General features: G+C 50.3%; 22 protein-coding genes. 19 read left to right on the top strand and 3 right to left on the bottom strand.

Annotated elements, in window-relative coordinates:
* Positions 1–36: 36 nt before the first annotated feature.
* Both KXU80_RS11665 and KXU80_RS11660 read right to left on the bottom strand, forming a co-directional pair.
* Positions 37–240 carry a cold-shock protein gene (locus tag KXU80_RS11665; RefSeq protein WP_219838336.1) on the bottom strand — a complete coding sequence of 68 codons (204 nt, stop codon included), beginning with the start codon at positions 238–240 and terminating at the stop codon, positions 37–39.
* 904 nt (positions 241–1,144) lie between these two features.
* A complete protein-coding gene (locus tag KXU80_RS11660) occupies positions 1,145–1,342 on the bottom strand; it encodes a hypothetical protein (RefSeq protein WP_219838335.1) in 198 nt (65 codons plus the stop codon).
* A 90-nt stretch (positions 1,343–1,432) separates the two neighbouring features.
* Here KXU80_RS11660 and KXU80_RS11655 point away from each other — a divergent pair, with 90 nt between their 5' ends.
* The 12 genes from KXU80_RS11655 (at position 1,433) to KXU80_RS11600 (ending at position 13,265) form a co-directional block, all read left to right on the top strand.
* The gene (locus KXU80_RS11655) at positions 1,433–1,651 is read left to right on the top strand and encodes a hypothetical protein (protein ID WP_219838334.1); all 219 of its coding nucleotides are present in this window, start codon (positions 1,433–1,435) and stop codon (positions 1,649–1,651) included.
* Positions 1,652–1,966: 315 nt separating this feature from the next.
* Positions 1,967–3,109 carry an ABC transporter ATP-binding protein gene (locus KXU80_RS11650; RefSeq protein ID WP_219838333.1) on the top strand — a complete coding sequence of 381 codons (1,143 nt, stop codon included), beginning with the start codon at positions 1,967–1,969 and terminating at the stop codon, positions 3,107–3,109.
* Between the two features lie 3 nt (positions 3,110–3,112).
* Positions 3,113–3,772 (top strand): ABC transporter permease, encoded by a 660-nt coding sequence (locus KXU80_RS11645; protein WP_219838332.1) that lies wholly within the window; start codon positions 3,113–3,115, stop codon positions 3,770–3,772.
* 14 nt (positions 3,773–3,786) lie between these two features.
* A complete protein-coding gene (locus KXU80_RS11640) occupies positions 3,787–4,686 on the top strand; it encodes a glycine betaine ABC transporter substrate-binding protein (RefSeq protein WP_219838331.1) in 900 nt (299 codons plus the stop codon).
* 13 nt (positions 4,687–4,699) lie between these two features.
* Positions 4,700–5,395 (top strand): ABC transporter permease, encoded by a 696-nt coding sequence (locus KXU80_RS11635; RefSeq protein ID WP_219838330.1) that lies wholly within the window; start codon positions 4,700–4,702, stop codon positions 5,393–5,395.
* A 220-nt stretch (positions 5,396–5,615) separates the two neighbouring features.
* Positions 5,616–6,644, top strand: coding sequence for an aldo/keto reductase (locus KXU80_RS11630; protein WP_258171360.1), 1,029 nt, complete (start codon positions 5,616–5,618; stop codon positions 6,642–6,644).
* Positions 6,645–7,209: 565 nt separating this feature from the next.
* Positions 7,210–9,231, top strand: coding sequence for a glutaminase family protein (locus KXU80_RS11625; protein ID WP_219838329.1), 2,022 nt, complete (start codon positions 7,210–7,212; stop codon positions 9,229–9,231).
* Between the two features lie 191 nt (positions 9,232–9,422).
* Positions 9,423–10,643 (top strand): GntR family transcriptional regulator, encoded by a 1,221-nt coding sequence (locus KXU80_RS11620; protein ID WP_219838328.1) that lies wholly within the window; start codon positions 9,423–9,425, stop codon positions 10,641–10,643.
* A 466-nt stretch (positions 10,644–11,109) separates the two neighbouring features.
* Positions 11,110–11,664 (top strand): GNAT family N-acetyltransferase, encoded by a 555-nt coding sequence (locus KXU80_RS11615; protein WP_219838327.1) that lies wholly within the window; start codon positions 11,110–11,112, stop codon positions 11,662–11,664.
* A gap of 79 nt (positions 11,665–11,743) precedes the next feature.
* Positions 11,744–12,082, top strand: coding sequence for a DUF1003 domain-containing protein (locus KXU80_RS11610; protein WP_258171359.1), 339 nt, complete (start codon positions 11,744–11,746; stop codon positions 12,080–12,082).
* A gap of 50 nt (positions 12,083–12,132) precedes the next feature.
* Complete coding sequence (locus KXU80_RS11605; RefSeq protein ID WP_219838326.1) at positions 12,133–12,609, top strand: GNAT family N-acetyltransferase; 477 nt, start codon at positions 12,133–12,135, stop codon at positions 12,607–12,609.
* Positions 12,610–12,803: 194 nt separating this feature from the next.
* Positions 12,804–13,265, top strand: a complete 462-nt coding sequence (locus tag KXU80_RS11600; protein WP_219838325.1) for a GNAT family N-acetyltransferase — start codon at positions 12,804–12,806, stop codon at positions 13,263–13,265.
* A 402-nt stretch (positions 13,266–13,667) separates the two neighbouring features.
* On the opposite strand, the gene KXU80_RS11595 is transcribed toward KXU80_RS11600, so the two are convergent.
* Entirely contained in the window at positions 13,668–14,102 is a 435-nt protein-coding gene (locus KXU80_RS11595) for a hypothetical protein (protein ID WP_219838324.1), read from the bottom strand.
* 893 nt (positions 14,103–14,995) lie between these two features.
* On the opposite strand from KXU80_RS11595, the gene KXU80_RS11590 reads away from it, so the two are divergent.
* From KXU80_RS11590 to KXU80_RS11560, 7 genes are all read left to right on the top strand, one after another.
* On the top strand, positions 14,996–16,102 hold the full coding sequence (locus KXU80_RS11590) for a CapA family protein (RefSeq protein ID WP_219838323.1): 1,107 nt from the start codon (positions 14,996–14,998) through the stop codon (positions 16,100–16,102).
* Between the two features lie 891 nt (positions 16,103–16,993).
* Entirely contained in the window at positions 16,994–18,628 is a 1,635-nt protein-coding gene (locus KXU80_RS11585) for a response regulator (RefSeq protein ID WP_219838322.1), read from the top strand.
* Positions 18,621–20,405: a cache domain-containing sensor histidine kinase gene (locus KXU80_RS11580; protein ID WP_219838321.1), complete on the top strand. Its 1,785-nt coding sequence runs from the start codon at positions 18,621–18,623 to the stop codon at positions 20,403–20,405. The genes KXU80_RS11585 and KXU80_RS11580 overlap by 8 nt, the downstream gene beginning before the upstream one ends.
* A gap of 305 nt (positions 20,406–20,710) precedes the next feature.
* Positions 20,711–21,652: an ABC transporter permease gene (locus tag KXU80_RS11575; RefSeq protein WP_219838320.1), complete on the top strand. Its 942-nt coding sequence runs from the start codon at positions 20,711–20,713 to the stop codon at positions 21,650–21,652.
* A gap of 26 nt (positions 21,653–21,678) precedes the next feature.
* Positions 21,679–22,572, top strand: coding sequence for a carbohydrate ABC transporter permease (locus KXU80_RS11570; protein WP_219838319.1), 894 nt, complete (start codon positions 21,679–21,681; stop codon positions 22,570–22,572).
* 76 nt (positions 22,573–22,648) lie between these two features.
* Positions 22,649–24,355: a type 2 periplasmic-binding domain-containing protein gene (locus KXU80_RS11565; protein ID WP_219838318.1), complete on the top strand. Its 1,707-nt coding sequence runs from the start codon at positions 22,649–22,651 to the stop codon at positions 24,353–24,355.
* 63 nt (positions 24,356–24,418) lie between these two features.
* Positions 24,419–26,482, top strand: a complete 2,064-nt coding sequence (locus KXU80_RS11560; RefSeq protein ID WP_219838317.1) for an endo-alpha-N-acetylgalactosaminidase family protein — start codon at positions 24,419–24,421, stop codon at positions 26,480–26,482.
* Positions 26,483–26,670 lie beyond the last annotated feature (188 nt).

Below are 26,670 nucleotides of genomic sequence, written 5' to 3'. Positions count from 1 at the left end.
GAAAAAACTGCCCTATATTAGGGCAGTTTTAAAGATTTAAAAAACTTTAGAAACGTTTTCAGCCTGCGGTCCACGATTCCCTTGCGCCACATTGAACTGGACGCGTTGACCTTCATCTAACGATTTGTAACCATCGCCCTCAATTGCGCTGAAATGAACGAATACGTCGTTTCCGCCTTCGACTTCAATAAAACCGAAGCCTTTTTCAGCATTAAACCATTTAACTGTACCTGTTTGCATAGGATTCCTCCAAGAATGAATTTTTTAACACGACCATTTCAATGAGCGCTAATATGCGATCGTTAGACATTTTCAGAAAGCAAAATTGATGTCCGCTAATGTTTCGGTTAACATAATCATATCATGTCCGCTAATGTTAGTCAAGATTTGGAGGATTTGCTAATGAGAGAGAGAACCGGGATTTCGAAACAAGGTGAGCAGTCTATACAGGATTTCATTCACGCTCTCACTATCCACGAAGATTTGAATCCTCAAGACGCTAAAGGAATATGCAAGCGACATGAAACATTTTATCAGTTGGTTTGAAACAGCCGTTCACCAAGAGGAAGAATTTATATTTCAAATTGCAGATGTGGCTATTCCAACTTTGATACGTTGTTCGTAAGCCAGTGTGAACCATCACGATAAGAATCGTCTGATCCATCCGGACAGTCCTTATCTGTTTCCATCGGAGAAAACTGGAAAACGATTAACAGTGCTTTACGTCATTTGATTCATAAATATATGACAGCAGCGCGTCTCGAAGGATTGATGGGACACGATAGTTTCGACACAACGATAATTTACGTCAAGGCAACTCAGTGCAGATTTGCAATCTGAAGTCGAAAAAATAGAATGGAATTGCGGGGGTGAAAATGATGTATGCGAGAGTAAGGAAATTGCTGACTCGGAAAGAACGGCATAATGTAAGGAGTGATTTTGTTATTGCTATTGGCAATTTTGTCGTGAGAATGCTGTTTTGATTTATAATTCACAGTTCTATTCACAGTTCTCTAAGAAAGAGAAAATTAGACATTGCCGAGAGCTTCTGGTTCATATAAGAGCGAAATATTCCTCCGAATTAAGTGGGCGAAATGACGAAGTGGTTGAAGGATAGAATTCGATTGCGTTTTCCACCTGAATATTAGCGGACGAAGAATCGGCAGACAGCTTTGGCGAAGTACATTCCTGCGACTTTGACGGTGGTAAGGGTGATCTCCTCAATCGGTCCGTAACTATCTGGAATTTCACCGTTCGAACATTTAACTTTGACCGGCACCTGAACAAGCAGGGCGCGCTTGAAATCAGAGTCGGTATAGAGTTCTTGTCCTACAGCAAACATATGGATCACCTCCTGATGACACTATTCGATGCAAATAAAGGAAATTCCTTGCTTGTGAAGAATATAACTTTCGGAAGGGGAGTGATGATATTGTTTATTCGATCGCAAGATGGGACAGCAATTTATTTCACTAAAAGTTTAACTATTGCAGAAACTTCTTCAGGAAGATGGGCTATATTAGCTGACGGAAATGAAGTGGGAAGATTCTCAAACAGAAGCGTTGCGTTAAGAGAAATGGATAAGATTTATAAGCATATCGATGAAAAAGGGTATTCAATTTATGACTTAGAAAACTCTTCTTATGAATAATAGGTTTTTCAAGCACTCCTTCGGGAGTGTTTTTCATTTTCAAAACGTTCTCGATCGCGCTTCGGCACGGCTCTTTATTTTGTTGATTTCAATCATTAGGAAGCTCCTGAACCGAGCGCGAAGCTGCCGGATTTCTTGCCGAAGTGGCCAACACGCTTAACCATCTCCCTCTTTTTTCCACGTTTAAAAGCTTAGTTGTTGTGGTTAACGTTAATGATTGCATTCACCTCTTCCAAATAATTGGATCGAAGTTCGATAATTTTTGATTAAAATGGGTAATTTGGAAATAGTATGACAAAAAGGACTGATACCTGCATGATTGTAATGAACAACGTGAATAAGGTTTACGCAGATGGCTATCAAGCATTGAAAAATATAAATCTTGAATTTAAACAGGGTGAACTAACCGTCCTGATTGGCCCAAGCGGCTGCGGAAAATCAACAACGATGAAAATGATCAACCATCTCGTCACGCCGACAAGCGGAACGATATTGATCAAGGGCAAAGATACGCGTGAGATTGATCCCGTCGAGCTGAGGCGAGGCATCGGTTACGTTATTCAAAGCATAGGCTTGTTTCCCCATATGACGATCGGCCGAAATGTCGGGGTCGTCCCTCGTTTGAGAAAGTGGACGGCCAGCCGAATTGATAAACGTGTAGATGAGCTGCTAAATCTTGTAGGGTTAGAGCCTGAAACGTACCGGGACCGCTACCCGTCTGAGCTAAGCGGCGGCCAGCAGCAGCGAATCGGCGTTATTCGCGCCTTTGCGGCAGATCCGGATATTATCCTTATGGACGAACCGTTCAGCGCACTCGACCCTATCAGCCGCGAGCAGCTGCAGGACGAGATCGTGCGGCTGCAGCAAGAGCTGCACAAAACCATTATCTTCGTCACACACGATATGGATGAGGCACTCAAAATTGCCGACCGGATCGTCCTCATGAAGAGCGGCGAAGTCATACAAAGCGATACGCCGGAGCGGATATTGCGTCATCCCGCGAATGAGTTCGTGGAGTCGTTCATCGGTCAGAAGCGGCTGCATCAGGAGGGTAACCTCTATGACAGCCCGACCGTAAACGAAGTCATGGTGAATCAGCCCGTAACCGCGTATCCCAATAAGGGACTGGCTCAGGCCATTACGATTATGGAACGACGCAAGGTGGATACGCTGTTTATTATTGACCGTCAGCGACTACTGAAAGGAATCGTCTCCATTTATAACGTTCTAGAGCACTACGGGGAGGAAAATATTACAGTGGCCGATGTGATGAGGCCCGTTAATTATTTCGTTCGCAGCGGCTCCTTGCTTTCCGAGTCGGTAGAACTAATGAGCCAGAATCAGCTTTCGAATTTAGCCGTCATCGATGATCAGGATCGGCTCGTCGGACTTATTACGAGGGGCAGCATCGTGCGCCATTTGGCAGAGATCTTCCCTACCCCCGAGGAGGAGGTTTAACGGATGCTTGCATATTGGGAGTTTCTGCAGGAACGCTACGCCGACATCCTGCACGCTTTAGGCCAGCATGTAACGATATCGCTCATAGCGATTATTTTAGGCACCATCGTCGCTGTACCGATCGGTATCGCACTCGTGTATAACCGGATTCAATGGATCAACGGCTGCGTATTCTTTGCGGCTAACCTGCTTCAGACCGTACCGAGCCTGGCTCTTCTTGCTGTGCTTATTCCGTTAATGGGGATTGGCACCAAGCCGGCGGTCGTCGCCCTGCTGCTGTATACCATCATGCCTATCCTTCGCAACACTTATGACGGCTTTGAGTCCGTTGACCGGAACGTGCTCGAATCGGCTAGAGGAATGGGGTATGGAACCCTGCAGCGTGTCCTGCTCATCCAGCTGCCTCTATCGCTGCCCTATATCATGTCCGGAATAAGGGTGACGATGGTGTATATCATCAGCTGGGCGACGCTTGCAACCTTAATCGGAGCGGGCGGCCTTGGCCAATTGATTGTATCCGGGATGGCGGTCAACAAACCGGAGCTAATCATTACGGGAGCCCTGGGTTCCATTCTGCTCGCTTTAATTGTGGACTTTGTGCTCGGTATCCTTGAAAAGTGGTTAACCGGGCGGTTTGGCGGAGCAAAGAGAATGACGCTTTAACATGGAGGAAACCGATGATTGCAAAGCTGACCCAAACGATAACGGTGCTCGGAATATGCTGCGTGATGATGATGCTCAGTGCATGCGGCACGGGCAATACATTCGTCATTGGCGCACAAACCTTTACGGAGACCAAAATTTTAGCTGAAATGTACAAAGCATTGATCGAGGAAAAAACTGCCGTTAAAGTGGAGATCATTCCCGATCTCGCTTCAAGCCCAGTCGTTCTGCAAGCGATCAAACGAAATGACCTGCAGATGGGAACGCTCTATTCCGGCGAAATCTTCAATAACCATTTCCCGATTCAAACAACCAAGGATCGCAAGAAGGTGCTCGCGCAAGCACAAGAAGGATTTAACAACTATTACGATCTCAACTGGATGAATCCGCTCGGCTTCGAGAACACGTATGCCTTTACCGTACGAGGGGAGCTGGCCAAAGCCAAGGGATACGAGAACATATCCGATATTAAACCGGGTGCGCCTAACATGCGTCTTGGGGTGGACACGTCATGGCTTGAACGTCCTTCCGATGGTTACCCTGCATTCTCGGCGTATTACGGCATTACGTTCGGTAAGACGTTTCCGATGGAATTAAGTCTCGTCTATAACGCGGTTGCCCAAAATCAAGTCGATATTGTTCTTGCTTACTCCACCGACTCGCGCCTGAAAGCGTATAAGCTGAAGACATTAAAGGATGACAAGCATTTCTTTCCACCGTATGACGCTTCGCCGGTTATTCGCAATGATGCCGTCAGGAAGTATCCAGGCGTGGAGGCGGCAGTGTCGGTGTTGATCGGTACAATCGATGAGCAGACGATGATAGATCTTAACTATGAAGTCGATATCGAGAAAAAAAGTGAGCGCGAAGTCGCCCTTGCCTACTTAAAACGGGTCGGGTTACTTAGAAAGTAGGGAGGAACAAGAAATGATAGAGCCTCATTTAACGTTTTGGGATTTCATTGATTATGTACAGAGAAACTCCGGTTTGCTGCTGGGCTATTTGTATCAGCATATATTGATGGTGCTCACCGGTGTCGGGTTTGCTTTCCTCATAGGGGTTCCGCTTGGCGCACTATGTACGCGTAATCGCGCCTTGGCACGTATCATTCTGGCAATGATGAATATTCTACAGGTTATCCCGAGCTTAGCTATGCTGGTGTTGCTCTTGCTTATCATGGGACTAGGGTCCACTACGGTTACCGTCGGACTGTTTCTCTACTCGCTTAACCCCATTGTACGGAATACCTACATCGGGCTGCAGCAGATTAGTCCAAGCTATGTTGAAGCCGGGCGCGGCGTAGGCATGAGCCGCATGCAAATTCTGTTTCACATACGCTTCCCGCTCGCCCTGACTTATATCATGACCGGTTTAAGAATTTCCGCCGTTATCGCAATCGGTGTCGCTACGATCGCCCCGCTTGTAGGGGGAAGCGGCCTTGGCCGAGAAATATATGCGGGAATCAACAACGGGAACTCGCTGCGAATCTTCGCAGGGGCAGTACCCGCGGCACTGCTTGCGATCGTCGCCGACATCGTGCTTGGCATCCTTCAGCGCAGGCTGAAGGTAGATAACAGGCGCTCCAAGAACATCCTTCCTCCAACGCCGAAAGCACAGGGATAACAGTTCGGGAAGCAGGACTGCGAAAAGCTATTAACCTGTGGGGCTGCACGAAGAAGCTTGCAGGAGTTCGTCGATCTCGTGTTTCCTGTGCTTCAGCGACGGGGGATCTATCAAGAAGAATATGAGCCGGGAACACTGCGGGAAAAACTCTTCAGATCCGGGGGCCGACCACTTCCTGAGCATCATCCCGCCTCGCAATACCGGAGAGCGATCGGTTAGAATGAAGATAGTGGTGGTTGATCCACCACATGATAAAGGAGGCGTTCAGTCTATGAAATACAGAACAGTCGGCAAGACAGGCATACAAGTGTCAGAGCTATGCTTCGGTACGATGTCGTTCGGTGGGAATGCCGATAAAGATACCTCAAAGCAGTTGTTTTATCGTTGCTTGGAAAAAGGCATCAATTTCTTTGATACCGCTGATGTCTATAGCCGCGGCGTATCCGAGGAAATTTTAGGCGAGCTGATCGAAGGCAAGCGCGATGAACTGGTTCTGACATCAAAAGCGGGATTCCCATCTGGTTCTGACCCGAACGCTCGAGGAGCTTCACGCAGACATTTATTCTTATCCGTTGAACAAAGTTTAAAGCGGCTGCGCACCGACCGGCTGGATTTTTATTTTATTCACCGGTTTGATTCGTTGACAGCGATTGAAGAGACACTTCGTGCACTCGACGATTTGCAGCGGCAGGGTAAAATTCTCTATCCCGCGGTCAGTAATTGGGCAGCTTGGCAGATCGCGAAGGCGTTAGGCATCTCCGCCAAGGAAAGCTTGGCAAGCTTTGAGCTCATTCAGCCGATGTATAATCTTGTGAAGCGTCAAGCAGAAGTTGAGCTATTGCCTCTGGCTGAATCCGAAAAACTAGGCGTCATTAGTTATAGTCCACTTGGCGGCGGCTTGTTAACGGGCAAATACGGAGTTGGTAAGAAACCGGCTGCAGGCAGGCTGGTCGAGCAGAGCAATTATACGAAACGCTATAATGATGAGGCTTACTATGCGATCGCAGATCGATTTGCAGACTATGCCTATGAAAAAGGCATACATCCTGCGACGTTGGCGGTAGCCTGGGTCCTTCATCACCCAGCCGTAACGTCTCCGATTATTGGCGCGCGGAACCTGGAGCAACTGGAGCCTTCCCTTGCTGCGGTAGACTTGGATTTTACAAACGAATGGCGTAAGGAGATTACTGCCTTGTCCATCGATCCGCCGCTTGCCACAGATCGCAGCGAAGAGGTGGGCGGCAGGTAGATAGGTCGACATAGCTATAATATGAAGCCAGATCCAGCCGGAAGGAGCTCCGGCTGGTTCGGTGTAAGGGCCAAGAGGCTCCTTCCTCTGTTTTTATGTACCCGAGATAGCCACTCGCGTCATAAACGGCTCTAAATCCATTCTTCATCAATCTTCTTCTGCAGTATATATAAAGCAGCTATCAAGTGCGTTTAAAAATGGCGTCACAGGATCCCATTCCTGTGGCGCCATTTGCCGTTTTTGCACTATTAATTGGAGAGGTTAAAAACCTGAATGGAGCAGATCGCATGGTTCTGGAGAAGCGTCAGCGTTCGCCTTTGTTACCGGATTCTTGACCTTAACTAATTGTAATCAAGGAATCCGGGAACAACAGCGATCGGAGGAACATGCGACCGCGCAGTGAATGCGGTAACCAAAGCTATTTCTAGGATTGTTGTACGGCTCTATATGGTTCTACGAAGGGGTGAATATCTGTACTTGAGGCGAAATAATGGTTGCTTAACCCCAATAGATCATATATTATATGTTCAATATAGTTATTATACATATACTGAGGGGTGATCGAATGAATCGTCCACCGGCAGTTCCATTGGTAACGATTGATCCTTATTTTAGCGTTTGGTCCATGGCAGACCGTTTGACTGATGATGATACAAGGCATTGGACCGGCAAAAGGAACGGTATGACCGGGCTGATTCGTATAGACGGCATTACCCGCCGATTCATGGGTCTCGTCGAGCCAAGCCGGGAGCGTTATTACACGGAGCCCCAGGCGCTGCTGCAGCAAGAGCTCGAAATAACGGCCCTATCCACGACCTATACCTTTGCAGGCGACGGCATCGAATTGAAGGTTCGGTTTACGAGCCCGCTGCTGCTCGACGATCTGGATACGCTGTCACGTCCGGCATCCTATCTCTCATGCACGGTCCGTTCGATTGACGGGCGTCCTCACGATGTCCAGATATATGTGGATGCGACAGGTGAGTGGTGCGTAGACACGACGGAGCAGGAGGTTGTCGGCAGCCAGCAGGAAGAAGGACCGTATACGCTGCTCAGCCTGAGAAACGCGGTACAGAAGCCGCTGCATAAATCGGGAGACGATGTGCGGATCGACTGGGGCGCGTTCTACTTGGCCGTGGAGCGGGACGCGTCGGTACAGAGCGGGTTCGCAGTCGCGAATACGCGAAAGCGATTTGTTCATGAAGGTATAGTCGAACTGAGCGAAGCGGATCGGGAGCCTCGAGCTGTAAATAATGGGCTGCCGGTCGTGGCCTGTGTCTGGCATAGCGGCGTATTGCAGGGCGATGGCGATGCGGCTTCGCGAACCTTCGTGCTGGCGTATGATGACGACGTGTCGCTCGAATATTTCGGCGATCGTCTGCAAGGGTACTGGAAGCGCGGCGGAACGACGGCTCCTGCCATGATTGCCGACGCTTTCGCGCAATATCCCGAGCTGCTTGCGCGATGCGATGCCTTTGACCGGATGATTCGTCAGGACGGGGAGCGGGCAGGAGGCGCGAAGTACGCCGATTTGTTAACGCTTACGTACCGCCAGGCAATCGCGGCTCATAAGCTGCTGGAGGATCGCGAAGGCCGGATCCTGTTCGTATCGAAGGAATGCTACAGCAACGGCTGCGCCGCCACCGTGGATGTCAGTTATCCATCCATGCCGCTGTTCCTGCTGTATCAGCCCGAGCTCGTCAAAGGTATGATGAGGCCCATCTTCAACTTTGCTGCTCGACCGGAATGGAAATTCGAATTTGCCCCTCATGATGTTGGCCAGTATCCGCTAGCGAACGGGCAGGTCTACAGCTTCGACGCGGAAGGCCAAATGCCGGTCGAGGAATGCGGCAACATGCTGATTATGGCGGCGGCTGTATGCGCAGCCGAAAAATCGCCTTCCTTTGCCGAAGAGCATTGGACGCTGCTCACGCAGTGGGCCGAATATTTGGCGGTTTACGGACTGGATCCCGAGAATCAGCTGTGTACGGACGATTTTGCGGGTCATCTGGCTAGAAACGCGAATCTCTCGATCAAGGCTATTATGGGCATAACGAGCTTCTCCCTCCTGAACGAGCTGCGCGGGAATGCCGCCGAAGCTGCGCGTTACCGGCAGCTGGCCAAGGATATGGGCGCGGAATGGATAAAGCTTGCGGACGACGGCGATCATTACCAGTTGGCCTTCGGCGCGCCAGACACCTGGAGCCTGAAATATAATTTGGTGTGGGATACGCTCTTCGCGACGGGAATATTCCCGCAAGAAGTCGCGCGCCAAGAAGTCGCTTGGTACTTGCAAAAACAAGACCGGTACGGGACGCCGCTCGACAGCAGGAAGCACTATACCAAATCCGACTGGCTCATCTGGGCGGCGTCGATGGCGGAGCGTGAAGAGGATTTTCAATCGTTGATCGAGCCGATATGGACATTCGCGAATGAGACGCCGGATCGGGTGCCGCTCACCGATTGGTATGATACGAACACGGCACGACAAATGAATTTCCAGCACCGCAGCGTCGTGGGCGGATTTTATATGAAAGTGCTCAAAGAAAAATGGGCATCCGCGACCGCGGAATCGAACCGTTTCTAAACGATCATGCGCTTAAACGAACCAGCCTTTTAAGGAACAGCTTGAAGGCTGGTTCCTGACCCTATACTAGCTATGAATCTCAGGGCCTGCCGGCATTGTTGCTACTCGGCAGGCTATTCGTTTTACTCGTTTGACGAAAAGATATAATTGATATATTATTTATGCAATTGATTGTTAAGGGAGAAATACTGATGCAGCATGACCGTCTACCGTTATATATGCAGATACAAGACTACTTCAAGGAGCGAATTACGACCGGCCAGCTGAAGGGGAACGATAAGATCCCTTCGGAGAAAGAATTGATGGAGCAATTCGAGGTGAGCCGGATTACGGTAGCGAATGCGCTGGTGCGGCTGGCTGAGGAAGGGTGGATCTATCGGATTCCCGGGCGCGGCAGCTTCGTGAAGGAGACAACGGGCTTCGCGCAGCGGAATAAGCCGGATTTCACGCCTGCGTCTGCCGCTGAAGACCACTTTCAAGGCAGGGCTATGACGCTGCAGCCGCAGAACGATGAGGCCGAGCATTCAACACAGCTGGAGCACGCTGCAGGCAGAATCAGCAGACGAATGATCGGACTGATTATCCCGACGCTGGAGGATTTGTTTGCGGTACGTCTGATCGCGGGAGTAAATGAGGTGCTGAAGGAGCACGGCTACCATCTGTACGTCGTGTTCAGCAACAATGATATCGAGACAGAGAAGAAGCTGATCTTGGAGAGCATCGCGAGCGGCGCTTCCGGCTTGATTATCTTCCCGAGCGATGCGGAGACATATAACGAAGAAATTCTTGCGCTGAAGATGCGCAATTATCCCTTCGTGCTGATCGACCGCTACCTGGCCGGGGTCGAGACGAACTTCGTCTGTACGGACGGCTTGGAAGGCGCGAAGCTCGCGCTGCATCATCTGTGGGAGCTGGGGCACCGGGATATCGCGATCTGCTCGGATACGCCGCTGCCGACGATTACGGTGAGCGATAGAATCAACGGCTACATGGAGGCGTTGAAACAGCTTGGTGCTATGATTAATCCTTCCATGATCCTGACGGACTTTGAAGTCGATTATACCCAGATTAATGAAGACCATCCGCTCTTCCGTTTCATCCGCAACCGGATGGCAACGGCATACATTACGCTTAATGCTAAGCTGGGCGGTTATATATTCAATATTGCAAGGCAGATCGGACTGAAGGTACCGGAGGACATCTCTATTCTTACGTTCGACAACCCGTCGCCAAGCTATGACGAATCGGGCTTCTATACGCACATCTCCCAATCGGAGCATGAGATCGGAACGGATGCGGCTGATATACTCATAAACCTGCTGGAGAATCGCAGTCCGGCAAATAAATACAGCAAGATTGTCAAGGTTCCGGAGCTGGTTGTCCGCTCCTCGACAAGCCGAGTTAAAGCGTAAATCGAACAAAATGCTGAAACCCCTGTACCGATGTGCAGGGGCTTTTGCTATGTTCTGAATGAATCGACAACTAAAGGGCAGACAGTCGTCGGCGAATAGCCGGCGGCTGTTTTGCTGCTTACTCTTGAACCAGCGTAGGCGTTGCAGGTCATTCGTGCTGTTCGAATAGGTGATCGTCTGACGGTGATTAATTAAGCTGCTGGCAATATAGCGCAAGGAGTTTAGATTCTATATGGTGAATTTTTACTAGGGCTAAGGGAATACGATGCTATGTATGAACTGAATAGAGATACTTTTTATAAAGCTAAATTTTATCTATTATAGAAAATAATAACCCTAGCTGGATCTTCTCCGACAATAGTGATACTCCAAGATCTGCCTTAGTTTGGAGTAAGGGTATGAAAGGATTTTACCTAATCGGGGACAGCATAATAGGAAAATGGAATATTGTCCGAGGAGGATAAAAATGAGTAATTACGTTTGGACAGGTGAAAAAGTTAGGCTACGTCCTGTGCTGCGGGCGGACTGGGAGAAGTTCCATAACAATGATTTTGATTCGGAGAATGCGAGAAGTTGTGACGAGGTACATTTTCCTAGATCAGAAGAAGGTACACAGGTTTGGGCCGAACAACGATCCGTTACTACCTCTAATGGAGACAATTTCTTTATGGCGATCGAAACGCTCGATGGCATACTAGTCGGAAGCATATCAACAAACAGCTGTAATCCTCGGCATGGAACCTTCAAATATGGGGTCTCTATTTTTCGTGAGCATTGGCGCAAAGGTTACGCATCTGATGCCATCATAATTTTACTGCGGTATTACTTTGAGGAATTACGATATATCAAGGTCAACGCTAACGTATATGCATTTAATGATGGTTCAATAGCATTACATGAGCATCTAGGGTTCATTCAAGAGGGAAGAATAAGAAACATGGTGTTCACTAAGGGCCGACATTATGACGAATATATCTATGGCCTGACTAAAGACGAATTCGAAGAGATGCAAGCTAAGTGAAAGAAATGCGCAGCGCATTGACAGATTAGTTGATGATTTCGAAAAAAACATTCTAAACCGAGTAGATGAAGAGTATTCGGTGAATACAACATTTTCTGATCGTCTTGCAGATCATATCGCCAAGTTTGGCGGAAGCTGGACGTTTATCGGTTACTTTTGTGCATTGCTAGCGGCTTGGATGGTATGGAATACGATCCCTTTCATCAAGTCTGCTCACTTCGACGAACCTCCATTTATTCTTCTGAACCTGTGCTTATCTTTTCTTGCTGCCTTTCAAGCGCCAATCATTATGATGAGCCAAAATCGACAAAATGCCAGAGATAAACATGAGTCGGTCATCGATTTTGCCATTAATTATAAAGCAGAACAAGAAATCGATGATATTCAAAACCACCTGCACCTAATCATTACCTATTAAGTGTATAGATGATAAAATAATTGTTAGGAACAACTGTGGGGTGGGGAAGCATGGATATTTCTATCCGAAATGCGAATCATGATGATTACGAGTCGTTATTACCTATGTTTTGGCAAGTTCATAATTTGCACGTTATCGAACGACCAGACCTATACAAAAAGAACTCGACTCCAGTGGGGAAAGAGTTCTTTAATAACCAACTCAAAGATGATAAGCAGCATATCTTTGTGGCTGTTTTAGGTAGTGAAATCGTCGGTGTCGTTGTTTTGAAGGAAGAAGATATACCTGAAAATTCATTTGTTAATGCAAGAAAGGTCTTACTTGTTAATAGCTTATGTGTTGCTGATACGATTAGGAAAAAGGGTATCGGAAGTAAACTCATGAAATATGTTTTTGACTTCGCAAGAGGATTGGAAGTTGATCGTATTGAATTGGGGGTTTCAGAGACGAATCAAAATGCAATCGATTTTTACAAATCAATTGGAATGACAACAAAAAGTAGAAAAATGGAGTTTAGATTACACTAACAGAGAACGATCGTTTAATGAATATTAGCGGCGCTGCAAACAAAATGAAAAGATCACGAGCTGTCGGTGATGCATTCACCGCTTTAAGAGTAGAATTCGCAGGGCGCCATGCATCAGTTTTGCAAGAGAGTAGATAATAGACTTTATATTTCTGAATAAGGAGTGGTGGAGTGCTAGTAATACTGGAGGAAATAGTGGAAGAGAGATTAGGGACTTTAAAAAATCTCTTTGAATTTGCTGCTTATGATCTCTCAGAGTTAAGTTGCACTAGCATTAATGAAAGTGGATCGTATTTGTTGAATCTAAATGTAAAAGATTGGATCGATGATGATAACTATGATTTATATTTTATTCGAGCCAATGAAGAATTAGCGGGGTTTGTAATTATTAAACGTATATTGGAAGAGGATATGTACTATCTTAATCACTTTTTTATCTTGAGGAAATATCGCGGAAAACAAGTAGGAAAACAAGCGGCGATAAAAGCATTTAATACGTATCATGGAAATTGGAGAGTCAGTGAATTCGATTGGAACACTCCGGCACAAATCTTTTGGAGAAAAGTAATCAAGGCGTATACAAACGACGAATTTACTGAAAATCGAAGAAAAGACAACAAAGGGCCTGCACAAGAGTTTAAGAACTACAAACAGTAATCAATTCTGTTTCGGCACGTCAAGGTCTGCAGGTTGAGCCCAATAGTTCGAGTGGGACACGATCTGGTATTGTTTTTGACAAAAGAGAGAACCAATAAGGCATTGAAAACGACAGGTATGATAGATTCATAAGCAGAACGGAACAAGGCAGCCGATTGGGCTGGCTTGCATTAAGTGGCGATGCAGCCGCAGCTAGAACAGCGACTATCTGGATATTTTACAGATAGTCGCTATTTTTTCGTCTACGTATGCTGATGTTGGACATGAAAGCAGAACGAATGTCCCCAGCACATCGCGTAGTACCTGTTGAACCGAGCGTTTACAGGCAAAACTAAACGGCCTTAGCCCGATAGAATTCAGGACCAAGGCCGTTAATCGGTTTGATTTATGCCCGTTTATTGCTTAATCCGAGAACGCAATTGCATTGAAGCTTTCCATTCCAATTCGAGTTGCTTGTACTGTGGAAAATAGCCACAACGTATAGATAAGCTCATTTGATGGAGGGTAAGGAACATTGTAATCGGAAGCATTGATTGTAACGACCTGAATAGGAGATACCGTGTTGCCAGTACCATAAATAGCATTTGCAACCTGCGTGCCAGTTAAATCTGTCCCGCGAATTATTACAAGTCCACTTACCGTATCGGGTGTTAATGGTTCTGGGAGCCTAAGTTCAGCAATGCCTGTGAATTGTACACGGATGATTCCGTTTGCACCAATCGTATTCAAACCAACAACACCAATTGGCGTCGGTGTATTTGCTGGTAACGTAGTCGTTGAGCTGAGGTCAAAGTAACTCATATTTTGAGATGTTCTAGCATCTAATAAACGTGTCATAATAGATACCTCCTTTTTCGTGACATACATTATTTTGTTAGTATAAGCAGGAAACGGCTTGTACTTGTGACTATATCGTCGTAAGCGAAATATTTTGGATTATGAGCATCATAGGTAGCCGATACTAAGCATGCTTTCAAAACGAATATTTACTTGAGATGGCAGCCGGCAGGAAATCGGCTGCCTGTTTTTTTTATCAAGTCTTATAAAAAATGGTGAGTTTGTCCTCAAATTAGTCCAAGCCTTTCCCGGGAATCAATCATAGAATATATCATCACTTAAGAAAGGATGATTTAATTGGCAAACACTGATGTAAGGCTCCAACTTTTCTCTGGCTTTAATTTTACAAATCGTCGGATTGTTCTTAGACGTGGAGGTGTAGCAATTCGAGATTTGGGAGCATTTCGTTTTGATAACGTCCTTTCTAGTTTCCGTCTAAGAAATGTTTCAACCACAGATTCTGTGACACTGGTTTTGTTTTCACGGATTAACTTTCAGGGATCCATTCGCGTATTCCGTGGAGCTCAAAGCGTGTCGAATTTAGGTAATTTCAATGATGTAACTTCTTCCTTAATTTTAGTAGGACGTAACCTTACAAATTCCCAGATTCAACAGATCCAAAGTACCGGTATCCCTCCTCGTGATATTTTAGTTATCAGACAATAAAAGATAGGTAAAAAAGGCACAGGCACGTAAATCGGCTTTTTATGGGATCAAGTTCTTGAGCATGTCAAGAACTTGATCCCATTCCTGTTTTGAGACATCCCGGGACAACGTGATCGAAGTAAGGGGTCTCTTTTTTTGTTCCCGAATCGGTCCGCCACCACTAATTCCGCTCGGATGGCATATAGTAGCTTATCGGAAATCAGCCCAATTAATCGGGGGAAGATGAGATGTCGAAGGAAATTGTAATTGTGGCGGTCGGCGATCTGTTGATGAAGCCGTTGCTCATCCAATTGCTTCGTACCGGCGGGCAAGCGGTTGGCACGGACGATCAAGGAGAGACAACCTACGCGTTCGAGCGGATGTTCGAACCGGTTACCCGTTATTTGCAAGACGCGCATTTGACGATAGGCAATCTGGAAACTACCTTCGCCGGCGGTCCGGATATCAGCTTCAATAAGACGAGACGCAATCCAAAGAACGGCAATCCGGTGTTCAAAAGCCCGGACGCTTTCGCGCCGGCGCTGTCGGCGGCCGGCTTCGACGTGGTCGCGACAGCCAACAACCATTGCGCGGATTACGGCGTTCGCGGACTCATACGGACGCTAGACGTGCTCGACAAGAACGGGCTCGTCCACGTCGGAACGTACCGGACTGCACAGGAAGCGCGGGCGCTCTGCGTGCGGAATGTCGAAGGCGTCCGTATCGGCATCCTGTCGTATACGCGGGATACGAACGGCATGCCCGTACCGAAGGGACAGCCGGCAGGTGTCAAAAAGCTCGTACGCGCGAGGATAAAGAACGATCTGGAACGGCTGCGAACAGCCGTGGATTTTATTATCGTGTGCATGCATTGCGGACTCGAATACGAGGTAAGCCCGGCCGCCCACCAGAAGGAGTGGGTCCGCTTCCTGTTCCGGAACGGCGCGGACGTGGTGCTGGGATCGCATCCGCATGTCCTTCAGCCGGCGGTGACACGAACGGTGAAGGACGTCACAGGACGGACGAGAAAACGGTTCGCCATCTACTCTCTCGGCAACTTTATCTCCACCCGACTGCACGGCAAAGACGCGGCTCTGACCGGCATCATCGTTAGAATCAAGCTTCGCAAAAATTCCGACGGCACCGTCCGGCTCGTCGGCGTCGAGGGCGTGCCAACCTGGGTAAGCATCATGAAGAAATGCAAACCCGCGATGTGCCGCATCGTGCCGCTGCATGAAGCGATTAGAAAACGGGACGAATACCCCGCGGAACAGTTGGTGCGGATGAAACGCGCCTATCAAGGCACGCTGCGCATGTACAGGGGGGTACTGCCATTTCCGGTTGACGAGTCTTAATTTCCAGACGAACCACAATTTACGGCCTATACGCTGCCCATTTATTGCATAAAATTACGAGGAGACTGTAGTTGAGGAGCTTGCCAAGCGGCAGCTCATTTTTTGTTGCACGTTAGGCTGTTAAAGAGTGTTGAGCGGCATGGGTTTGGGGTTAGGTCACCTGTCCCCGAAACGTCAGTATATCCAGTTCAGTCCATGATGATCGACATACACTAAGCTGACTGAAAATACGTAAATGGCGCAGTTGCCGTGAGATACTATGCGAAGGGCGAGGGTTGTACAATGATTAAAATTAAATTTTTTTCTATCCAAGTTGCCCCCCCCCTTAATTAAATGGAAAAAACAGCATTTTCTCTACAATATGTAAGCAGTTTCTCATCGACTTAGGCTTCCTGCAAAAAGGGCCATCCCAGAAAGGATGTGTTCATTCAACTCGTTCAGTACGATTTAATTTTCTCACGAATGCTCGCTTATTCTCAGGATTTCGCCCTCTATGAAACAGGAAATCTGGTTAAGCCGCCAGCTGAATTGGCATCGTTTTATGAGGATTGTAGGCTTCCCGGCTACGAGCCATTCCAACGAGTATGCGAGTTGATTTTTTAATTGGATATTAGTTGCTATAATACAAATTCATCAATGAATCCTCCGTGTATTCGGGGTTCTCATACAACAAAGCGCCGATTGCCGTTGAATTGTATCAGTAAACCTTAGAATCGTCCTATAGGAAATCTCATGCCGGCAGTGCTAAGCTGGGCACGGAAGCGGTTTTCGGAACTTAGAGCACGCAAATGCTAAAATAGAAGATGCATCACGAATCGGTGGGAAATCGGCGGACCCATACGACGGCGGCTGGCGGACGCCAAGCGCTGCGTATAGGAGGGGTAGACAAACGTGTACAAAGCATTGATCGTGGAAGATGAGCCGAATATCCGGAACGGAATGATCCGCCACCACTTGTGGAAAGAGTTGGGCTTCGAGAGCGTCCTGAGTGCGGACGACGGCGCGAGCGGTCTTGCGCTCGTCCGCAGGGAGCCACGGATTAGACTCATATTGACGGATATCCGCATGAAAAAAATATCCGGTTTGGAATTCATCCGGCAGTTATACGAGCAGGAATCGTTCACAGGCAAGGTGATCATTTTGAGTGGCTATGACGATTTTCAATATGCCCGGACGGCGATGACGTTCGGAGTGGTCGATTATTTGCTGAAGCCAGTCGATACCTTGGAGCTGAAGCATGTAATCGGCAGAGCCATGGATCAACTGGAACGGGAGGAAGGTCAGCTCGACCATCTGCGCATGATCGAGCATGCCATGCCGAAGCTGAAAGAACAGCTGCTGAACCGGATACTGGAGTCCCCAGGGGGCGATGACGCACAGCTGCAAAAAGAACTGCATGCATACGGGCTGGCTTGGCTGTTCGATTGCCCTACGGCGCTTATGGTGATTGAGCCGGACAACCTGCGGTCAGTCGCGGACCAGGGAGGCACGGGCAGCGAGCGGCTAATCCTGTTTGCCATCGGCAACGTCGTAGAATATTCCTTGCATGAATATGAAAGGGAGGGAGGGAGCTACGTCATGTTCCGCTCCACCCAACAGGATAAATGGTTGATTTTGTTCGACATGAGACAGCGCGTGGACGGAAGCGATTGGACATGGTTGGACGGACTGGAAGCGGCCTTACGCGAGCGGATCAAGCGGTATGTGAAAATCAGCGCCAGCATTACGTTTGCTTCAGGAGGGCAAGGTGCTTCCCTTCATGCGCTGCACGAAGAGGCGCAGGACAAGCTGACCCGCACCCGTCTGTACGGATACGCCGAAGACGCTGCGGAATGGAACGATGCGGTCGAGAAGCCGTTCCGCGAAGTCGATATGCTATCTGGGGCGCAGGCGCTGGCCGATCTTATCAGCCACGGCGAGCGGGATGACGTCGAATGGGCGTTGTCCCAATTCCCACTGCTCGTAAGAGAATGGGGCATCGACAAGCTGCGGGACCTGCACCGCAAGGTGTTCGAATGGCTGCTCGAAATTTTCGAGGCCGTGCGCAAAACGGGGTGGAAGCAGGATCATTGGCGGCGTAATCCGTTGCGTTTATGGGAGCATATCCAGACCTACGACACGGTCGAAGCGCTGCAAGGACTGGTCGCCGGTTATTTGCTTCAAGCAAACGAAGAACTGCGGGAATCGCCTCGTAATCAGGTGCTGCAGAAGGCGGAACGGTATATCCAGGCTCATTTCGCGGAACAGCTGACGGTGCAGGTCATCTCGGAGCATGTCTACGTGACGCCGGAATGGCTGAGCACGCTGTTCAAGAAAAATTTCGACTTGACCGTACTGGACTATATAACCCGACTTCGGATGGAGCAGGCTAAATCGCTGCTGCAGGACGTCGGTCTGAAAATTTATCAAATTAGCGGCCTGGTCGGATACAAGGATTCGGTTTATTTCTCCCGTTTGTTCAAGAAGCATACCGGCCTGACGCCGAAGGAATTTCGCAACCAGAGGGGGATTCCGGCCGATGAGTAAGAGGTATCGCCTGGGGCAGCTGTCCATGCGGTACCGCGTGATGGTTGTTTTCTTCATCCTGATCGTAGGGCCGTTCCTGCTGGTCGGATATCTGGCATTGTCCAAATCGGAGAAGACGATCCGAAGCACGAACCTAGACGCCATCGTCCTGACGGGCAAGAACCTCGATTATTACTTTCGGTACGTTCAGAAAGAACAGGACAAGCTCATGGCGTCGGGTGACATGCAGCAGCTGATGACGGAGGCAAACCGACTACCGGCGGATGATCTTACATTCACAGACAAGCTGCTCGCTTATACGGACGGCGTTAATTACGACAATCAGCTGTTCAAAATCCGCATTCTGCCGCTGGATCCGTCGATCCTCCCAACATACGTGAAGTCGATCTACGGGCAGACCAATCTGAAGCAGCAGGAATGGTATACCCGGATCGTGGCCCAAGGCCGTTCCTACTGGAAAGTATTCGAGCCTGCGGATTTGCCGGGCGTTATTCTCGAGCCAACGCTGAGCCGCGTCGAACGGCTGCACAGCCTAAAGACATTCGGCCCACTCGGCATCGTCGTCATGGATATCCGCCCGTCTGTCCTAGCCGACTTCATCTACCCGGTCAAGCAGTTCCAGCACCAATTGATTCTCTTGATGGACGGGGATAACCAGCTTGTTTACGCGACGAACGGCCATTACGGCGATTCGGTGCTGGAACCGGAGCTGCGCCGGATACTCGGCGGATCAGCGGTCTCAGGCAAAATCGTCTACAACGGAGAGCGATCGATCGTCAATATCACGTCGCTGCTGGAGCATGGGTTGAAGCTCGTCAGCATTACCCCCGTACGGGACCTGGACAATTCCGTATCCGTCCTGAACCGGCTTAACTACACGTTATTGCTGTTTTATTTTTTCGTGGCCATTTCATTGGCTGCTTATATCTCCGTGACGTATACGAACCCGATCTCCGCCCTTACCCGCCAGATGAAAGCGGCCGCTCGGAACGGCTTCAACGAAGGGGCGATTACCGAATCACGTTTCGCTTCCCGGCGCGACGAAATCGGCTGGCTTTACCGGGGCATGTACAACATGACGCGCGAAATCAATACGCTGCTCATGGAAACGAAGGCATCTGAGAAACGCAAGAAGGAACTAGAGTTCGAGGTACTCAATTATCAGATCAATCCCCATTTCCTCTATAATACGCTCGATACGATTCGCTGGAAGGCGGAAGCCTACCAGGCAGGCGAGATCGGCGAAATGGCTAGCTCCCTGGCGGCGCTATTTCGGTTGACACTGAACCGCGGCAAGGAAATCACAACGGTCCGACGCGAACTGGAATTGTTGAAGGCCTATCTGAATATCGAGAAGAACAGACAGGAAGTACCCATTCCCGTAATGTTCATGGTGGAAGAGGAGCTGCAGGACCTGCCGCTCATGCGCCTCATCCTGCAGCCGCTCGTGGAGAATGCCATCCGTCACGGAATCGCCGACAAGGGTGAAGAGGGCATGATACTCGTACAGGGCAGCCTGGAAGGCGAGCGAATCGTGTTCCGCATCACCGATAACGGGCCGGGCATTCCGGAAGCTATCCGCCGCACGCTCCTGGACCCCAAGGCTGCGGCAAGCATAGAACGGGAAGGCGGGCTCGGGTTGATCAACGTTCACGATCGGCTGCGTCATTATTTCGGCGACCCGTTCGGACTGGAGGTGCTTAGCGAGCTGAATAGGGGAACGACGGTCGTCTTGTTGCATCCCGTCCTGCCGGCTGGCGGCATGGTGGATGAATAGCTGGCGGAATCTGGGCGTGACAGAAGTATTAGCGTGCCTGCCGAAGGTTGAGTTGAGGGCCGCATAAGGTGGGAGGCATGTAGGGTTCCGTTAAACGATCTCCGGATGGGGATCGTTTTTTCGTCTGCCTCGCGCAGCTCTGGCGTTGTCGGTTTCGGCTGCCCGATCCGTGTCCTGTCCGCACTATTCGCGTCTTGCCGGCACTTGATTCCGCATCGTTTAGCATCGTGCCAGTAAAGCTTAGTATTGTCACATAGGCTCCATTCCCTCCCGGTGCTATCCTGTTGACAGGAGGGAAAAGCTCTATGAACAGACGAGACAAAAGACTGAGCCGCGGCTCCGGAAGCCGATCGCGCGGCATCGGGTCGCAGCTTCCGCTGCAGCTCATGGTGCTGCCCGGCATGCTGTTCCTGCTTGTATTCGCGTACACCCCGCTGGCAGGAAACATCATCGCGTTTCAAGATTTCAAGATCGTAGACGGTTTCGGCGGCAGCTCGTTCGTCGGATTGGCCAACTTCCGGGAAATGTTCGCGGATCCGACGTTCTATCAGGCGATGAAGAATACGGTGCTGCTCAGCCTGTTCTACCTCGTCATTGTTTTCCCGGCGCCGCTGTTTTTTGCGCTGTTGATGAACGAAATTCCGTTCCTTCGGCTGCGTAAACTCGTGCAGACGACCAGCTACCTGCCGTACTTCGTATCCTTTGCCATGGTCGCCTCCATGTGGATCTTTCTGCTGGACAGTAAGGGAATGCTCAACCAATCATTGACGACGCTTCATTTGATCAAGCATCCAATCGAGTTTTGGACCGAGCCGGGACTATTCCGGCCGCTGGCGACGTTGGTCGGCTTGTGGAAGGAAGTCGGTTGGGGCGCCATCATCTACCTCGCTGCGATTGCCGGCATCAACCCGGATCTGTATGAAGCTGCCAAGATGGACGGCGCGGGCAGGTTGAAGCGGATTACGCATATTACGCTGCCCAATCTCATCCCGTTGTTCGCGATTCTTTTCATCCTGAAGATCGGAACGCTGTTCAACGGCAACCTCGACCAGTCGATGCTGCTCGGCAATGCGTTCAATAAAGATACGTCTTACGTCATCGAGTATTATTCGCTGCAGATGGGACTCGAGCTGACTCGCTATTCCTACGCAACGGCCGTAAGCCTATTTCAGGCTGCAGTCTCGCTCGTGCTCGTGGTGTTCGCCAACTGGTTTTCCGGCCGAGTGTCGGGTAACCGCTTGTTTTAAATTGATTGGTTTGGGAGTGACGGAAAGTGCATACGAAAATCCGGTTGACGCGTGAAGACAAGGCAGTGAACGCCGTTGCCATCATCTTGTCTCTGCTGACATTTCTGGCGGCGTTCTACCCGCTGTATTATTTGCTGGTGTATTCGTTGAACGATCCGGCGGACGCGGCGAGCGGTGGGTTGTATCTGCTCCCGCGGGAATGGACGCTCATGAATTACAAGCTTATTTTTCAGGACGACCAGCTGTTACGCGCTTTCTTGGTGACGGTTGCCCGTACGGCAATCGGTACGTTCACCGGCGTGCTATTCACGGCTGTCGTCGCGTACGCGCTGTCAAAGAAACGGCTCAAGTTCCGGCGCGTTTACGCCATGATCGGGCTGGTAACGATGTATGTGAACGGCGGTCTGATTCCGACCTATCTCTTGCTGCAGAAGGTTCATCTGTTGAATTCGTTCTGGGTGTATATCATTCCGGCGTTGTTTAACATCTACAACGCGCTTCTGTTCATGGCGTTCTTCCGGCAGATGCCCGAGGAATTGGAGGAATCTGCGAAGGTAGATGGCGCGGGGGAGTTCTACATTCTGTTTCGGATCATCCTACCGCTCTCGAAGCCCGTACTCGCAACCGTGTCGTTGTTCGTCGCGGTCAACCATTGGAACGATTGGTTCAGCTCCGCGTATTTCGTCTCGGACCAGCGCCTTTGGACTGTGCCGACAGTCATCGTACGGCTGCTGTCGGACACAAGCATGCTAACTAACATCCAGAACATGCCGCCATCCGTGCAAGCGGACCCACTGTCCTCGATGTTGGCGATCAAATACGCCACGCTTATCGTAACGATCGTGCCGATTACCCTGGTGTATCCGTTTATCCAGAAATATTTCGTGCAAGGGATGATGGTCGGTGCGATCAAAGCTTGATCCTGTTATCAAAGGCGTTTGCGGTGAACATGCGCGCTCCTTTTGATATAGAAGAAATTGGGGAGGTCAATGAATCATGGGAAAAGGAGCAAGAAGATTCAACTTATTGTCGGCCGCAATCGTGCTGACCGCCGTGCTGACGGGTTGCTCCGATAACGGCAGCGGTAACGGAGCGGATTCGTTCTCTGGAAATGGGACGTCGAAGGGCAATGCAGCGGAGGCGCAAGCCGGAAACGGGAGCGGAAGCGGAGCGGCGCCGCTGACGCTGGATCTATATTCGGACCGCGCATGGTACAGCGATTGGACGGGGCCGGAAGCGAAACGGATTTCGGAGAAGACGGGCATTTCGTTCAATGTCAAGAAGCCGGTGCAGGACGACAGCGACGGCAAGGACATCTCGCTCATGATCGCGAGCAACAGCCTTCCGGACGTGATCGTGGTCGACGCGGGCAACAAAATGCTGAAGCAGCTGGTCGATGGTCATTATTTGTATTCCATGGACGAACTCATCGATAAATACGCGCCGGAGCTCCGAACGACATTGAACGAGCAATTCGGCCCCGAGCTGCTGACGAACTTCAAGGAGAAGGATGGCAAGACCTATGAGCTCGTCTCTGGCTACCCAACGGCCAAATACCTGGAGGAAGCCAAGAAGAACAGCGGCCTTGCACCGGTCTGGCTCCCGCAGCTCGTCGTTCGCAAGGATTATTACGACGAAATCGGCCGTCCCGACACGACGACGCCGCAAGGTTTCTTATCGGCTCTTGAGCAGATGGCGAAGAACCACCCGGACAAAATCCCGTATCTTGGCGACAAAGGTCAGCACAACGGCGATCTGAGCTGGTTTTCCTCGCAATTCGGAATCGCGCCGTATTTTGCGGACGGCACCGAGGTCAAGCATACGATCCACGACCCGAATTGGAAGAACATGATCAAATTCGGCTACACAATGGCGAGCAAGGGGCTCTTGACGAAGGAATCGTTCGTCAACACCGGCGACGTGACGGCCCAGAAAGTCGCGGCTGGGGATGCCATCGTATCGGCCTTGAACTCGGCGGCCGAGAATTCAACGCCGCCGAAGGACAATCCGAACACGAAGTTCGAGATGCTGCAGCCGTTCTCTACGTATTCTTATTCGTCGATTCCGAAAGGATGGATGGCACTCGCTATTCCGAAGACCAACAAGAACCCCGAGCGCACGATGAAGCTGCTCGCGTACACCGCCTCCAAGGAAGGCCAGGCCGACTTCTCCTTCGGCGTCGAAGGCAAGGGACCGGACGACTTCATGAGCGTCAATGACGGTCCGCACTTCTACTATGATAGCTCGATTAAGAGCGATTATTATCCTCAAGGCAAGCCGAGCTACACAACGAGTTTTCAAGCCGCGCTCAATAAGGATTGGGGCGGTACGTGGAAGCAAGCGGGCTTCGGCGAGCCGATCGTCCTCCTCTCCAACTGGGCGGTGTCTAACGCCGTGGCATGGAATCCGAAGGACGAGAAGAAAGTCGCTTACGACAAGCTGATGGCGCCGAAAATGAAATATTACCCCGAATTCAATTTCACGATCGACAGCGCCGGCGAGCTTGGTGTGATCGAGGCCAAGGTCAAGTCGCTGCAGCAGGAATACCTGCCGAAGCTGGTCTTCGCGTCATCGGACGCCGAGTTTGAGTCGACCTTCAATGCGATGTTAAAAGTGGCCGACCAGCTCGGCATCGCCAAGCTGGAAGCTGAATACACCAAGCAATATGCGGAACTGAAGCAGAAGCTAGGCAATTCACAATAATGGCTGGGGAAGGAGAGGGCCGGAAATGGGCCTTCTCTTTTTTTAGGCGGAGGAGGAATCTGGATGTTCAAGCTGGAAAACGCGCAGCTGCGCGTGGAGTTACACGCTTGGCCCGGTGTTAACCATTATTTGCATAAACCGACGGGGATCCGGATGAAGGGCAGCGGGCCGAATGGCAAGTGGGCCGTAAATGGCGTCGTCAGGGAGTGGGCGGATTGGCGAATCGAGTACGTCGCGACCGTGGATGCCGTAACTTATCGGTTGACGTCGACGATCGACGAAATAAAACTCATCGTGACATTTCGGTTGGCTGGCGGTGAACTTGATGCCGGGCTGGAAGTCGACGAGGCACATTCGGCCGACCTTCAACGTCTGGACTGGATCGATCAGCCGCTGCTTGCCTGCAGCGAGGATGGCTTTGCGTTCGTCAGGACCGAGCTGCATCCGCGAAGTTGGCGGCTGCTGCCCGGCGGGGGACGCGGCTTGTACGACCGATGTCAGGTCGCGGACATCATCGCGAATGCCGTTCCGGATCGGCACGACGTTTCGACGATGCATGCCTGCGTCTTCGGCGGCGGGCTGTGCGCGTTCGTGCATACGAACTATCCCGTCGCTCCGCTTGTCACCCGGCTGCTGGAGAGCGGCCGGCATCGCGAGAGGGCAGGCGTGTTCGCGATCGGCCCGCAATCCTACCAATACCGCGTTCGCGATGAGGTCATGCCTCCGCTGCGCATGACCGTAGCGCTTATTGACGACCTGAACGGAGACGGCTCCGCGGACGAGTGCGATTATCACCTCTGGTTGAACCGGCGGATGCCGGATGCCAACCCGTTGTACAAGGAAGCCATTTGGTACAAAATTTTCTGCGCCGATCCGAAGCGCGGGGTGCTGACCAGCTTCAAGGAAACGCTTGACATTATCCGCCACATCTATCATATTACCGGCGGCGTCCCTCAAATCGTCTATTTGGTCGGCTGGCAGTTCGATGGCCACGATACCGGCTATCCGTCGCTGAATCGGCTGCATCCCGGTCTCGCGGAAAAGCCCGAGCATGTCCGTGAAGAATTGCTTGAACTCATTAAGCGGGCGAAGGTCGAGTATGCCTGCACGGTGAGCTTCCACATCAACATGGATGATGCATATGTATCTTCACCAGATTGGAATCCCGACCTGATCAGCCGCGATCCGGACGGTAGCCTTCGCGTTTGGCTTGACCCGGACCACGGCGTTTCGGATGGCGGTGCCGGTGAAGCTCGCCGAGCCTATCATATTAACCATGTCAAGGATGTCGAAAGCGGGGAGGCGTTCAGAAGGCTTAACGCTTTCCTTGAGCTCGTTCCTGTTAAGGATACGATTCATCTAGACGCCTTCCGCAATACCAATGCCAGTTGGGACGGGGATTCGTATATCGGCCCGCTCGAAGAGCTCATCTGCGGAATGAAGCCGATTATCGCGTACTTCAACGAGCGGGGGATCGATGTTACGACGGAAGGCCAGAATGGCATGCCGATTGAAGATGCCGGACTCTTCAGCGCTTACTGGCATTTCACGCCGTCACTTTTGTATCATGGCAAAATACTCGGCGGGGGGAGCTTTGGCTTGAATGCGGCCACCTGGGGAAGAGGAGTGTCCATCGATGCGGACATTCTGTACCGCGGCGAGCCGAGCCGGTTAGAAGGTGACCAGTTCGTATCCAACGATTTCCTGACGAAATGGCACGACATCGTCGATATTCTGTATCTGGGCTCGATGCTGTACCGGTTCTACCTGGAGAGGGAAATGGTCGACATGCGGGAAACCGGAGCTGCGGTAGCAATTCGTTTCGCGGACGGCATAAACGTGTGGATTGATAAAGCGGAGGATCGGTTGTCCGTACGCAAGGGTTCCTTGGTCATCGCGGAGGATCACGATAGGTTCATACCTATGAATGGCTGTATTTACGCTTACAGCCGTTACGGTACAGATCGAGAGTGGGAACTTCCCGAGGACTGGAGGATGGCAACCGCGATCCGTGCAAGCCGCTTATCGGCCACAGGCAAGGAATCGCTAGGCGAGCTGAATGCACGGGAAGGGAAGATCCGGCTGAGTCTGGAGCCGCATGTGCCCGTCCTGCTGGAGCGAGAGTAGAATTACAGATTGATAAAATAACGAAAGGCCGCACATGGTGCGGCTTTTGACCGTTTTTGAGGCGGATCGGGCGGGGTGACTCGTTTTTACTCCCAGGCGCTTAAGAGGTAGAGTCTCTATTAAGATAAGACATTAACTTCATATATTGAACCGGCCGATCAAGGAAATCAAGGTAAACTATTTTTATT

Source organism: Paenibacillus sp. R14(2021) (genome assembly GCF_019431355.1).
Lineage (GTDB): Bacteria > Bacillota > Bacilli > Paenibacillales > Paenibacillaceae > Paenibacillus_Z.
The sequence above is the reverse complement of the archived record's forward strand: the minus strand, read 5'-3'. Positions and strand labels throughout refer to the sequence as shown.

Bases quoted from the DNA above. Each gene is read 5' to 3' on its own strand.
- KXU80_RS11640 (WP_219838331.1), top strand. From the start codon at position 3,787: ATGATTGCAAAGCTGACCCAAACGATAACGGTGCTCGGAATATGCTGC.
- KXU80_RS11665 (WP_219838336.1), bottom strand. From the start codon at position 240: ATGCAAACAGGTACAGTTAAATGGTTTAATGCTGAAAAAGGCTTCGGT.
- KXU80_RS11635 (WP_219838330.1), top strand. From the start codon at position 4,700: ATGATAGAGCCTCATTTAACGTTTTGGGATTTCATTGATTATGTACAG.
- KXU80_RS11625 (WP_219838329.1), top strand. From the start codon at position 7,210: ATGAATCGTCCACCGGCAGTTCCATTGGTAACGATTGATCCTTATTTT.
- KXU80_RS11575 (WP_219838320.1), top strand. From the start codon at position 20,711: ATGAACAGACGAGACAAAAGACTGAGCCGCGGCTCCGGAAGCCGATCG.
- KXU80_RS11660 (WP_219838335.1), bottom strand. From the start codon at position 1,342: ATGTTTGCTGTAGGACAAGAACTCTATACCGACTCTGATTTCAAGCGC.
- KXU80_RS11560 (WP_219838317.1), top strand. From the start codon at position 24,419: ATGTTCAAGCTGGAAAACGCGCAGCTGCGCGTGGAGTTACACGCTTGG.
- KXU80_RS11630 (WP_258171360.1), top strand. From the start codon at position 5,616: ATGAAGATAGTGGTGGTTGATCCACCACATGATAAAGGAGGCGTTCAG.
- KXU80_RS11580 (WP_219838321.1), top strand. From the start codon at position 18,621: ATGAGTAAGAGGTATCGCCTGGGGCAGCTGTCCATGCGGTACCGCGTG.
- KXU80_RS11595 (WP_219838324.1), bottom strand. From the start codon at position 14,102: ATGACACGTTTATTAGATGCTAGAACATCTCAAAATATGAGTTACTTT.
- KXU80_RS11565 (WP_219838318.1), top strand. From the start codon at position 22,649: ATGGGAAAAGGAGCAAGAAGATTCAACTTATTGTCGGCCGCAATCGTG.
- KXU80_RS11620 (WP_219838328.1), top strand. From the start codon at position 9,423: ATGCAGCATGACCGTCTACCGTTATATATGCAGATACAAGACTACTTC.
- KXU80_RS11590 (WP_219838323.1), top strand. From the start codon at position 14,996: ATGTCGAAGGAAATTGTAATTGTGGCGGTCGGCGATCTGTTGATGAAG.
- KXU80_RS11605 (WP_219838326.1), top strand. From the start codon at position 12,133: ATGGATATTTCTATCCGAAATGCGAATCATGATGATTACGAGTCGTTA.
- KXU80_RS11615 (WP_219838327.1), top strand. From the start codon at position 11,110: ATGAGTAATTACGTTTGGACAGGTGAAAAAGTTAGGCTACGTCCTGTG.
- KXU80_RS11650 (WP_219838333.1), top strand. From the start codon at position 1,967: ATGATTGTAATGAACAACGTGAATAAGGTTTACGCAGATGGCTATCAA.
- KXU80_RS11645 (WP_219838332.1), top strand. From the start codon at position 3,113: ATGCTTGCATATTGGGAGTTTCTGCAGGAACGCTACGCCGACATCCTG.